The sequence below is a fragment of the Bacillus sp. FJAT-42376 genome, from assembly GCF_003816055.1.
GTDB lineage: Bacteria > Bacillota > Bacilli > Bacillales > Bacillaceae > Metabacillus_B.
This window is the reverse complement of sequence record NZ_CP033906.1, coordinates 792,400-804,586: the sequence shown is the minus strand read 5'-3', so window position 1 is coordinate 804,586 and position 12,187 is coordinate 792,400. Positions and strand designations below refer to the sequence as shown.

Below are 12,187 nucleotides of genomic sequence, written 5' to 3'. Positions count from 1 at the left end.
CTCCTAAAATATGTCTACTGTTATTATAGACTCACGTACATTCTATAGCAATTTACGGGCAGCTTCGTTTAAAATGGCACGCAAAAACTCCTTGGTCAATAAACTGATAGAAAAAAGGAGTTCATGGCCATGTCCTCTCAAGAATCCTGCCATTCTTATCCTTTCGACAGCAGAGAGAAGGAGGAGGAAATTGCTTTCAGCCCTGAGGATATAGCGAAAGCATACGAAAGAAAATACCCATTATTTCAATTGCTGTTCCAATTCAGCATTCCAGAAAACGTAATGGATGTGCTGGACAAATTAAGCCGGGATGACGTTGAATACGAGAAGCAATTTAACGAGTTTCCTGCCGCTTTCTCTATCTGGAAAATGTATACGGGCTTTCAATGCAAGTTCCATCGCATTCCAAACATATTCATCTATTTAGTAGAGATGATTGGGGAACTGAATGTCCCAATGCTGATCCGGACCTTTCATATTTCCAGCATACGCTTCGCCCTATCCCTCGATAAAGAAATCCCTTCTATATATGACCGGATCACATACGGCCTTATTTTCAGAGAGCGCTTGCCATCTGTCATCCGGCACATGAGGCAGAATAAACGAAATATACACAGCTTTGCCGCTGGCATCGCCTGCAAATACCCTTTTGAGAATCCTGAATTGGAGCAGTGGGTTTTATCAAAGGCAGGGAAAACCAAAAATGAAACCGTTCTTGATGGGATCGCCTATTGGGAGGAACCGGATTTTCCCCGGGAAGGAAGTTTATCCATGCAGAGAGCGTACTTCGCTCTAAACCGGAAAGAAAGAGAATGGGAGCGGTGTAAAGCAAAATATCCGTTTTCTTTCGACACTCCGTTTATGTGCAGCATTAACCGAGAAAAAGCAGATTCCAGCCGTGGGATCGCTTATATTTTGGAGCCTGACGATCATAAGCAGGTCATATTGGGCTATTTGACCGTTTGCTGCCAGCGATTAAATGGGAGCGGGGAAGCTTCCATGATGGAAGGGCTAATAAACCCGGAAAGCGGCTTTTTAGTCTTTGAAAAAAATTCAAACTTACTGGCTCAATCTTGGATTTGGCTAAGTGAAGACGGAGCCGTGCTCGTTTTGGACAGTATCGAGTTTGCAGAAAACCGCTCTGCCGGGGATATTGTGGAACTGCTGCGGTTATGGCTGAAGAAAGCCTCCTATCCTAATATCCAGCTGGGCATCGGTTTTAACCGGACACTCATTGGTGAACAAGTCCCTGCTGAACATATAAAGTGGTACAAACAGTGCTGGAAAGAACGCTACACAGATGCTTATGAGCGCATTTGGCTAAAGAAAAACGGCCGTATTTGCATTTAATCAGAAAATCCATCCCGATTCACTTGAAAAGGGATGGACCGGGAGTTTCTTCTATTAAGACTGGCCAATCGGACAGGCACCGCCCGCTCTCGGGCGCTTCACCAATTCCCCGCCGCAGTTCGGGCAAACCCCGTGCATATCTTCCGTACACTCTTCACAGAACGTGCATTCATGAACACATATATATGCGGCAGAATGAGCATCCAGTGTATGCTCGCATTTCTCACAGTTCGTTCTCATTTCAAGTCCCATCGTTCAAGCTCCTCTCTCTTTTTAACACTTCGTTTTTCATGATTTCCGCGAATTTTTTAATGCAGATTGACGAGAGTCATTTTGTGAATCTCTTCTGCCCTGTAACGTTTGCCATCAGCAGCCCGTTCAACTAGCTGCCCTCTTATTGTATTTCTAACTGGAATCATTTAACATACAGTTTGTGAGGGAATAATCGGATAAAACTTCATTTTTTACGTTCTTTTCATCTGATTGATTTATATTTTAAGGAGTGGTTTGAAGGATGGACGCACTGGATCAAAAAATCATTTTTCATCTTCAGGAGGATGCCCGCGTTTCGATGACCGAGCTTGGCCACCGGATCAATTTATCTGTGCCGGCTGTGAAGGAACGGGTTAAAAAGCTTGAGGATAAGGGCGTGATTACCGGCTACAGAGCCGTGATCAACCCGGAGAAAATCAATAAATACGTGACCGCATTTATTTTGTTTGATTCCAAAAGATGCAAGGCTTTCCGCGAATTCTGCAGCGATCATCAAGAGGTGATGGAATGCCACCGGCTTGCGGGGCAATACAGCTACCTTGTTAAAGTTGTGACCGAATCCGTCCATACGCTGGAGGATTTCATTGATGCGGCGATGGAATATGGACAGCCTTCCACTCTGATTAATTTGTCCTCATCTTTAACATACAAGCCGTTTTTCGATGTCGAACACTAGAAAAAGAAGTGATATATTACCCTGTATCCGACAAAATCAAACACATATTTTCAATATATTGAATTTTCTTAGATTATTGTTCTTTATAAAGCAATTTAAGATAGTCAAATACTACTAGATAGTTTATACTGATTTTTGAAACCGATTTCCTGCCTGGCTCATTCACTATATGAATTAGGATGCATTGCATTCGGAGCGATTCCTTTAACATCATTTGAGCATGCCGCATAAGTCTCCATCTGTCACCGCCTCTTAAACACGTCTTGAAGGCCTAATGGGATGAAAAAACGGAGGGAAAAAACATGTTAAAGAAAGCTCTGGTTATTTCTATTTCTGTATGGCTGTCCGCGTCTTTTGGAACAAGCGCACTTGCAGCTTCAACAAGCACGGACACCGAAAAAGTGCTGGCATCCATTGAAAAAACAAACTTGGCCATCGAAGAGAAAATCGCAAAGGCGGTCATCGAGGCGGACGAGCTTGAAGCAGATTATTTAGCGGATATTCAGAAATTAGAAGAAGGCGACACAGTTGTAAAATTAAAAGATCAAAAAAGCAAGCTTGAAAGCGATTTATCTAAAACGAACGATTCCGGTAAAGTCGAAAAAATTCAGAAGGAATTAGCTGAACTTAATGGTAAACTAGAAAAAGAAACTGACAAAATCAGCGCTAAAATGACTTCTATTAAAAAAGAAATCGATGCTCTTTCTCTTATGGCTCCGGCAGAAGGAAAAGACCAAAAGAAACTGGACGAAAAAATTTCCAGACTGAAAGAAAACCTTGATAAAAACACAGAAAAATACAACGACCGCACAGAAAAGTTCACCCGCGAACTTGATAAATTAATAACCGACTTATATGATACGACTCTAAAAATGTCCAATGACATGATTCAAAAAGCAGCAGAAAAAGGCATCCAAGCTGAAGCTTCGTGGACTCTGGTTGAATTGGGAGGACGTTTAGTCTGGATTGATCCTATAAGAGTCTGCCACTAATAAAACTCTGGAGGGATTGGACATGAAAGGTCTTCATCTCGGATTGCAGGGTAACTTTCTGGAAAAAGTAGCGGATTCAGTATCCGATTACAGTCTTTTAGCTAAAGGAGACGGCTCTGAAGTCATCCTGCAGACAATACTTGAAGGAAAGACCTTTTATGTTTATCCCGGGGATTCGCCCTATACAATGGAATTTTTCTACATATTAAATGGGGAATGCTCTTATGAGGATGGAGAAAGCACTATAATATTGAAAGCAGGAGATTTTTTCTATTTTCAGCACCTTGAAGAAGCAACCTATTTCAAATCATTATCTGAAATGAAACTCTTGTGGTTTACAACACAGCCTGCTTTTCACTATATGAGTGAGAGTGTTAATGAATTGACTAAAATTGTACAAAAAGTAGAGGAAAAAGATAAATACACTTATCAGCACAGTGCCCGCGTTCAAACCTACTCTGTACAGATAGCAAAACAACTTCATCTTTCCAAAGACAGTTTGGAAAATCTATATTTCGCTTCATTATTCCATGATGTGGGAAAGATTCACGTACCTGAAGAGATCTTAAACAAACCTGGACGGCTAACTCTTGAAGAGTTTGAGATTTTAAAGAAACATTCCTTTGATGGCGCTGAAATGATAAAGGCTACCTACTACCATTACATTGGTGACATTATCCTTCAGCATCATGAGCGATTAGACGGTTCCGGGTATCCATACGGACTGAAAGGTGACCAAATCTCAACCGAAGCCCAAATCATTGCCATTGCAGACACATACGATGCCATGACCTCCGACCGGGTATACAGAAAAGGCTTGAACCCTGTTGATGCCATGAAAGAAATAAAAGGATTAACGAACCGTCATTACAGAAAGCCGATTGTTGATGCCCTTGAACAAGTGCTGATTTCTGATGGGGTCCTTCCTAAAGAATAAGGGTGTTCTGTATCAAGGGCGGAGTTGCGGTTTCTTTATTATTTGGACCTGCTGAAAAATAAGAAAAGGAACAAAAAGACGGACCCCTTTTACAGGAGTCCGTTTTCTTCGTTATCTAGTAACTGCTGTCAAATCTCCATCCCCCACCATTCCTGTTCGGTTTCCTTCAGCTGTTTCTCGGTTTCCTCCGGGTGGACGGTGCGGAATTTGTGATGATCGGCCGGGATGATTTCAATCATTTTTTCAATCATGTCCTGCGGATCGAACTGATCCTTCAGCCCTTCTGCCTGCTCCAGCATGTCTTCCTTCTTCGTGAAGTGCTTTTCTTCATCAAACCATTTCCATTTTTCCTCCGCACTCCGGTCGTTGAAGCCTGTATCGTACGCCCCTGGATTGATGGTCGCGACCTGGACACCGAATTCTTTCAGCTCAGACTGCATCGTTTGGGCAATTCCTTCAATCGCATGTTTGGTTGCTGTATACGGCCCTACATACGGAGTGGCCGATATCCCCGCCATCGAACTCATGAAGATGATTTTCCCGCTTCCCCTCTTCACCATGTTCCGGGCTGCAGCCTGAACGGTTTCAAGCGTTGCAAACACGTTCACTTCAAAAAGTGCCCTGAACCGGTCCATCGGCACTTCTGCAAGAGGACCGCCTTCATTGATGGCCGCATTGGCCACAAATACATCGATGTCGTATTTTTCAATCTGGGCCCGGTCCCGCTCATTGGTGATATCGAGTTTGAACACTTCGATATCAAGTCCTTGGCTTTGCGCCTCCTGCATCAAATCTGTTTTCTGGGCAGTGATTTCTGTTGTCGCTATGACGCGGTGGCCTTTTTTAGCGAGGCCCAGCGCTGCCCCCCTCCCAAGTCCGGTGCCCGCGCCTGTGATAAAAATAGTTTTGCTCATTCTTCATTTCCTCCTTATCATGCTCTACTTCTTCTCTTCCCTATAGGCAAGAAGAATCAAACACCTATCTGCTTACCTGTGATTAACTAGCCTATTTTAAAAGCAGGGTCATCTCATTCACCCATGCTCGAACAGATTATTTCACATAAAAAGGGCTGCTTCGGGCAGCCCTTCTTTCAATCTATTATTCTCTTATTCTTTAAATAAACAGATTAATTATGAGCACCCCTGCAAGTCCAACAAGGGAAGCGATTGTTACCATAACCGACCACGTTTTAATGGTTTTGCCGATGGTAAGATTAAAGTATTCCTTGTAAATCCAGAAACCTGCATCGTTTACATGAGAGAAGGTCATGCTTCCGGCTCCGGTCGCAAGCACCATCAGCTCGGGACTGACATGAGCGGCACCCACTAAAGGAGCAGCAATACCGGCAGCGGTCAATCCTGCGACCGTTGCAGAACCCAATACAACTCTCAAAATTGCAGCAATAGACCACGCGAGAATCAATGGAGAAAGTGTGGACCCTTCCATTAACCCTGCTACGTATTTATCTACTCCACTGTCAATTAAGACTTGTTTGAAGGCGCCGCCCCCTCCGATAATTAATAGAATCATGGCAATGCTGCTGACTGATTCAGTGATTGATTGCATAATTTCCGGCATTTTTTTGCCGCGGCTGATCCCAAAGGTAAAAATGGCCACAACAACAGATATTAAAAGAGCGATTCCGGGATCCCCCAGGAATTGTGCTGTCTCTAAAAGACCGGAGTCGGGAATCACGATTTCTACAAATGCCAGGAAGGCAATCAGGATGACCGGGATGAGAGCAGTAAAAACGCTTACAGAAAAGCTTGGCATTTCCTCTTCTGTGAACTCTTTAGGATTGTATAAACCTTTTGGAATCTGTACTTCTAAGTCTTCTTTTTTAAATAGCCTTGTGTATAATGGACCACTTATAAAAATAGCTGGAATGGCAATCAGCACGCCATAAAGCAGTGTCATCCCAAGATTCGCATCATAGACAGCCGCGACAGCCGTAGGTCCAGGATGCGGGGGAACAAAGCCGTGCATCGTAATTAAAGCCGCGATTACCGGCATTCCAATATACAAAATCGGTACGCCGGCACTCGCTGCAATCGTGAATACAAGCGGAATGAGCACGACGACTCCGGTCTCAAAGAACAACGCAATTCCAACAATCATGGCTGTAATCACCGCTGCAAGCTGGACTCTTTTTTGACCAAAAGAACGGACAAGTGTTATGGCAATCCGCTGCGCACCGCCGGAATCAGCCATCAACTTACCAAGCATCCCTCCAAAACCGAGCACAAGAACGAGATGACCGAGCGTACTGCCTAACCCGTTTGTAATCGACTCGACCGCTTCAACCGGGCTCATGCCCTCCATAATACCGACTAACAGCGACACGATGATCAATGATAAGAAAGCGTTTAACTTAAAAACAATCATGAGCAGCAACAATAGGACGACTCCAATTGTGATAAACAATATCGGCATAACTCTCTCCCTTTCCTCCTACTATTCCGGAGTGCAGGCACGCAGCCTGCATTCCGAATCTATCTTTTATTTTCCGCTTAACATTTCAACGACTTCCCTTAAGTCAGTAACCGACCCTACATTGCCGGGGAAAATCACATAGGACATGCCTGGATATTTGCTTTCCTTTCCAGTCTTCCAAACGGGAATTCCGGGGCGCACCTGACCGGAAACCGTCGCGCGCTTCACGGAGAGGCCTTTTGTTCCAACATCACTGGACGTGATGCCTCCTTTGGCAATCAAAAATTCCGGTGTGACTTCGAGTCTTTTTACAATGCTTGTGACGGCATCCGAGATGGTCACAGACAATTTCAATTCTTCTTCTTTTTTGTTTTCGCCAAGATCCAGGCGCTCCCGGCTTGTATAAACCGCAACCGTTTTGCCTGATTGAATATGGGCCTCTGCTGTTTCAATGACCCGGTTTGTTTCTTCTTTAAATTTTTCAGGCTGAAGGACGAGGTGGCTGTTGAATTCAATAAATTCAATCCAGCTCAATTTTTTTAACTCATTAAGCTGTTCGGTAGTCTTTCGGACATGCGAGCCAACCACAATGAGTCCGCCGTTTCCTGTTTCATTTGTTATCAGCTCGTTCCGTGTGAGAAGGGGCTTATCAGGTACCCCGCCAATAATCTTCGGAAGGGCTGCGGCTGTTCTGAAAAGAAAATCTTTCCCCGCATTCATTGCCTGAATCAGCGCAATCGTGAAAATCTTCACATCCGTCTGATCGATTGCGTTTACAACAATTTTGTTAAAGTTCTCCACCCTGCACAATTGTTCCGCAATCTGATCCACTTGGAAAGAGCGCAATTGTTCCAGCGAGATATACAGCGTGCTTTCTGCCGGATAGTTGCCTTTTGTTTTTTCCTCCACCCATTCCCCTAAGTGGGAGTTGGCGTAGCCAAACGTGCGATCCTTCGCAAACTCGGTTTCCCCTGCCGGTACAAGCTCTTCACCTGATTGGACATAATGGACATTGTTGACTGTAAACCGGCCGCCTTCCTGAAAGAACGGAAGCAGTACTTCTCCATCCACTGTCTTGTCTGAAGATGCTTCAAGCGTCTCTTTCAGAACTTCCGTTTCAAGTGGATAGTGCCCTCTCAGCGTGGAATCACCCCGGCTGATGATGATGAAATCCTGCTTCAATTTGGCAGCGGCTACCCCGATATTTTCTGCAATCTCACGGTGGACTTTCTTTGTTTCTTCAGCCGAGAATCCTCTGGAATTAGTCAGAATGAAAAACATGGACTGTTCTTCCTTGAAGCCCTCTTCGATGGTCTCTGCCTTCCAGTCTGTATAAACTGAAATGTTATGTACCGTTTGGACACCTGTAGGATCATCATCCAAAACAATAATTTTTTTATTTAAAGTTTTTAGCGTTTCAGCAAGCATTGCATCTGCCTTTTTGCTGTCAGCCTGCGGAAACGATGTTAGATACTGTGCTGATAAACGTTTTTCCCTCATAGTCAGCCCCTCTTTACTTCCGTATTAGCCAGTTTCTCATAGTAGCGGACAATGCTTCCGTGATCGTCATTGAGTTTGCCGTCAATCTTTAATGCATGAAATATTTCAAGCAGCTGGCTGGACAGAGGAAGCGGAACGCCAATTTCATGAGCTGTGTCCATGACATTTGTGATGTCCTTCAAGTTAATCGCAATACTCCCGCCGGCAACAAAATTGCGGTCAAGAATCATTGGAACCTTCGCATCCAGCACGGCGCTCCCAGCAAGGCCTCCTCTGATCGCTTTGTACATTTTTTCAATATCAATTCCCGCTTTTGAAGCCAAAACAAGTGCTTCCGACATTGCCGCAATGTTTAGGTTGACAATAATTTGGTTTGCAAGCTTCGCTGTCACTCCGCATCCGTTGTCGCCTACAAGCGTTATCTCTTTCCCCATTCCGGATAAAACCGTTTCAACGCTCTGAAAAACGTCTTCCTTCCCGCCGACCATAATGGCCAGTGTCCCGTCAATCGCTTTCGGCTCTCCGCCGCTTACCGGCGCATCCAGCATGCCAACCCCGTACTTCGCTGCCTCTGCAGCAAGTTCACGGCTCACTTCCGGTGTGATGGAACTCATATCGATGATGACAGAGCCTTCTTTTGAGCCTGCCAGGATTCCGTTATCACCTAAAACAACTGCTTTTACGTGCTGGGAAGCAGGCAGAACCGTAATGATAATCTCGCTTTTTTCCGCTGCCTCTCTGGGAGTAGCGGCGGATTCCGCACCATTTTCAACGAGAGTATTTACGGCTTCCTGATTAATATCACACACTGTCAGTTTGTGTCCCGCTTTTATTAAATTGAGCGCCATCGGTTTCCCCATGATTCCCAGTCCTATAAATCCAATTTTCCGTTCCATTTTTTACGCCTCCTGTTTCGTTCGGTTGAAATCGCTTCCAACATTCTTTATAAATGGTATTGTACACAATTAATAAATATTTGTATACAATTATTTATAAAACGTATACAAAACAGAACATTCTATAATCGTTTATTTGGTTTATAGTTTTTTTATAAGTGAATTTGATAAGATAGCAGTACGTTAAAACAAAAGAGTTTGAGGTGAAAAACATGTTTGGAAATGACCGGACCCAGCGGATCAGCCACCCTTCCTATGAGGCCATCAGGGATAAGATCTTAAACGGCGAGCTGCCTGGCGGTACGAAAATCGTAGAAGAAAAACTTGCAGCTGAATTGGGCGTCAGCCGGACACCAATTAGAGAGTCTATAAAGAAACTGGAATATGAAGGACTCATTGTAAACAAAAAAGTGGTCGTTCCGACTGAAAAAGACCTGAGGAATATGTTTCACGTCCGCATTTTACTTGAAGGTTACTCCGCTAACTGCGCAGCCTCCTTTTTAAAGGAAGATGAACTGCAGGAACTTTATGAATGCATTGAAGTTGGAAAAAGCGGCACCACTGACGAGATCATGCAGGCAAATCAGCGCTTTCACGATATTATTGTAAAAGCGAGCTACAACTCTCATATGATTGATATCATCGATCGGATGCAATCCATGATTTATCTATTCCGGAGGACAGTCGTATTCTACAATCGCCCCTTTTTAATTGAGGAACATGAAGGAATCTACAGCGCCATCCGCGAAAGAGACGGAGACAAAGCCGAGCACCTGATGAAAGAGCATCTAAAAGCGGATTTGGAGTTTTGTCTGCATTTGCTGGGAAGTTAGCCGTTTTCATATTCTTGATTTTCGATCTGAAAAGCTAAAATGAGGAAGGATGAGGGATGTGAAAGGTTTAGAGGAAATCAAACAGTCGTTAGCCGAACGCCAAGTTACACTGCCCGACGGAACTTCCTTGCCTGCTATCGGACAAGGCACGTGGAATATTGGGGACAATTCAAACGATGCCGAGAAAGAAATCAGAGCGCTGAGACTCGGGCTGGATTTGGGTATGACTCTCATTGATACGGCAGAAATGTACGGGGAGGGCGCCTCTGAACGTTTAGTAGGAGAAGCCATTAAAGGCCGCAGGGATGACGTCTTTTTAGTTTCAAAAGTATATCCTCATCATGCAGGTCTTAATAAAATCACTGAGGCTTGTGAACACAGCTTGAAACGGCTCGGAACCGACCGGCTGGATTTATACCTTCTTCACTGGAGAGGCCGTGTCAGCTTGACGGAAACCATTGAGGGAATGGAAAAACTCCGGGCGGAGGGTAAAATTCTCAGATGGGGAGTCTCCAATTTTGACACCGCTGATATGGAAGAGCTTAAATCCTTGCCTGACGGGAAAAATGGTGTGACAAATCAGGTCCTCTATCATCTGGGTTCAAGAGGCATCGAATTCGATCTCATGCCTTGGCATCAAACACATCGTATGCCAATCATGGCCTACAGTCCTCTTGCCCAGGGAGGTTCTTTAAGAAAACAGCTCTTATCGGATTCAGTGATTCAAGAGCTTGCTGAAAAATATCATGTTCAGCCCCTGCAAATCGCACTGGCGTGGACCATCCGTTCGAATCAAGTCATCGCTATTCCAAAAGCGGTTCAGGAGGAGCATGTGCTGGCCAATGCAGAAGCCGCTTCCATAAAGTTTACAGATGAGGATCTTCACCGTTTAGATCAAGCCTTTCCTGAGCCAAACAGTAAAATGCCATTGGATATCATTTAAATCCGGGGAGAAGCTTCGTTCAGACAGCTTCTCCCCCTTCTATTTACGGCAAACGGAACAGCCATAGTTCCGTTTTGCTGTTCGAATCCGCCATGCCAAAGTCATCGTCATTGATGACCGCCAGTTTTTTGCCGACGAGCGTGATGCCCTCTGCCTTTTCGTAAGGATACCCGAACTTTAACAGATCGAGCACTTCTTTTTTAGCCGCTGTTTTAATTCCTTCAGCCTTCAAATCCTTTGTGTTCATTTGTTCAAGCGTTTTTCCCTTTGCCTGATCCTTGTCTAAAACATTGGTTGCTTCCTGCAAATCAATTTGATAGATTTTCTTGTATTTCGCTTCTTTTCCAGAAGCGGTATCCCGTTCATCCACCAGCAGGCGGTGCTCATCGATCGCATATAGATCAGAGGCAACGATGTCTTCCTGATCCACTCCGAACTTTTTGCCATCTTCAAACCTATAGGTGTATTCAGCAATGACCTTGGAAGCTTTTAGATCGATTTTTAACAGTCTGGTGATTCGAGAGCTGTCATCCGGATTCTCCAGGGCACTTTGTGTCATGGTGAAAAGATAGCGCCCGTCCGGCGTAATCGCTGCGGATTCAAAGCCTCTATTATCCGCCCGCTTTGATAAAACCGCCGGCAAATTCCCTTTTACAGGAAGAAGGGATGCGTTTTTGAATGCCGTTTCCATTCCCGATGGGACGAACCGCTGGATAAGGGTTCCGTCTTTTTTCATCTGAACGAGACTTGGCCCGTATTCATCACTTAACCAAAACGTTTCATCCGCTGGATTGTAGGCAAGACCTTCTGTATCCAGGCCATACGGATCGTAGGACAAAACCCTTTTCCCTTTCGCATCGTAAGGGATTTCATCCTTCCCCTTCACATTAGGCAGACCTGTAATAAGGGATTTTCCCGTTACGGGATCGGACCCCTTGGGCAGCTTTAACGGAATGGTATCTGTAATGTTTATTTTCCCTTCGGAAATTTCGATCCGGTAAACGACAGGAGTATAGGCGGGAATCGGGAACGTTCTCCGTTCTTCCTTGTTTACGGTCAGTTCCCCGTTCGGGCCCCGGTCGGAAGAAGAGTAAAAAACATGATCCGGATCTCCCGGGAGATGTACAAGAGATGATCCCATCCCCGCATGGATCCCTTTCGCTAAAACCGGCGGATTTTCGAGCTGGTATTTTCCGATCAGCTTTACCGAAGAAGAGCCGGAAGCGCTCTCCTTCTCTTTCCTGGTCTCCTGCTGATTGTTGGAGCATGCGAACAGAGTAAAGCAAATGGCTGACGTAATGATCATTTTAAGTGCATTTTGCAGATTCATCCTAATCCCCCTTTTTCTTTTATG

Annotated in this window: 12 protein-coding genes; 6 read left to right on the top strand and 6 right to left on the bottom strand. The window is 44.6% G+C overall.

Going from position 1 to position 12,187, the window contains the following annotated elements:
* Positions 1-129: 129 nt before the first annotated feature.
* The gene (locus CEF21_RS04010) at positions 130-1,350 is read left to right on the top strand and encodes a hypothetical protein (RefSeq protein ID WP_123913479.1); all 1,221 of its coding nucleotides are present in this window, start codon (positions 130-132) and stop codon (positions 1,348-1,350) included.
* A 54-nt stretch (positions 1,351-1,404) separates the two neighbouring features.
* On the opposite strand, the gene CEF21_RS04005 is transcribed toward CEF21_RS04010, so the two are convergent.
* On the bottom strand, positions 1,405-1,602 hold the full coding sequence (locus tag CEF21_RS04005; protein WP_123913478.1) for a DUF1272 domain-containing protein: 198 nt from the start codon (positions 1,600-1,602) through the stop codon (positions 1,405-1,407).
* Between the two features lie 262 nt (positions 1,603-1,864).
* On the opposite strand from CEF21_RS04005, the gene CEF21_RS04000 reads away from it, so the two are divergent.
* The 3 genes from CEF21_RS04000 to CEF21_RS03990 all read left to right on the top strand — a co-directional run bounded on the left by CEF21_RS04000 (position 1,865) and on the right by CEF21_RS03990 (position 4,228).
* Positions 1,865-2,299, top strand: a complete 435-nt coding sequence (locus tag CEF21_RS04000; RefSeq protein WP_123913477.1) for an Lrp/AsnC family transcriptional regulator — start codon at positions 1,865-1,867, stop codon at positions 2,297-2,299.
* Between the two features lie 302 nt (positions 2,300-2,601).
* Complete coding sequence (locus CEF21_RS03995) at positions 2,602-3,291, top strand: hypothetical protein (RefSeq protein ID WP_123913476.1); 690 nt, start codon at positions 2,602-2,604, stop codon at positions 3,289-3,291.
* 22 nt (positions 3,292-3,313) lie between these two features.
* The gene (locus tag CEF21_RS03990; protein WP_123913475.1) at positions 3,314-4,228 is read left to right on the top strand and encodes an HD-GYP domain-containing protein; all 915 of its coding nucleotides are present in this window, start codon (positions 3,314-3,316) and stop codon (positions 4,226-4,228) included.
* 128 nt (positions 4,229-4,356) lie between these two features.
* Here the strand turns inward: CEF21_RS03990 and CEF21_RS03985 are convergent, their stop codons facing one another.
* From CEF21_RS03985 to garR, 4 genes are all read right to left on the bottom strand, one after another.
* Positions 4,357-5,142, bottom strand: a complete 786-nt coding sequence (locus CEF21_RS03985) for an SDR family oxidoreductase (RefSeq protein ID WP_123913474.1) — start codon at positions 5,140-5,142, stop codon at positions 4,357-4,359.
* Positions 5,143-5,341: 199 nt separating this feature from the next.
* Positions 5,342-6,661, bottom strand: a complete 1,320-nt coding sequence (locus CEF21_RS03980) for a gluconate:H+ symporter (protein WP_123913473.1) — start codon at positions 6,659-6,661, stop codon at positions 5,342-5,344.
* A gap of 66 nt (positions 6,662-6,727) precedes the next feature.
* Entirely contained in the window at positions 6,728-8,161 is a 1,434-nt protein-coding gene (locus CEF21_RS03975) for a four-carbon acid sugar kinase family protein (protein WP_123913472.1), read from the bottom strand.
* A 2-nt stretch (positions 8,162-8,163) separates the two neighbouring features.
* Positions 8,164-9,057, bottom strand: coding sequence for a 2-hydroxy-3-oxopropionate reductase (garR, locus tag CEF21_RS03970; RefSeq protein WP_123913471.1), 894 nt, complete (start codon positions 9,055-9,057; stop codon positions 8,164-8,166).
* A 212-nt stretch (positions 9,058-9,269) separates the two neighbouring features.
* On the opposite strand from garR, the gene CEF21_RS03965 reads away from it, so the two are divergent.
* On the top strand, positions 9,270-9,890 hold the full coding sequence (locus tag CEF21_RS03965) for a GntR family transcriptional regulator (protein ID WP_123913470.1): 621 nt from the start codon (positions 9,270-9,272) through the stop codon (positions 9,888-9,890).
* 49 nt (positions 9,891-9,939) lie between these two features.
* Entirely contained in the window at positions 9,940-10,833 is an 894-nt protein-coding gene (locus CEF21_RS03960) for an aldo/keto reductase (protein WP_123913469.1), read from the top strand.
* A gap of 43 nt (positions 10,834-10,876) precedes the next feature.
* Here CEF21_RS03960 and CEF21_RS03955 read toward each other — a convergent pair whose 3' ends face one another.
* Positions 10,877-12,163 carry an esterase-like activity of phytase family protein gene (locus CEF21_RS03955; RefSeq protein ID WP_123913468.1) on the bottom strand — a complete coding sequence of 429 codons (1,287 nt, stop codon included), beginning with the start codon at positions 12,161-12,163 and terminating at the stop codon, positions 10,877-10,879.
* Positions 12,164-12,187: the final 24 nt, after the last annotated feature.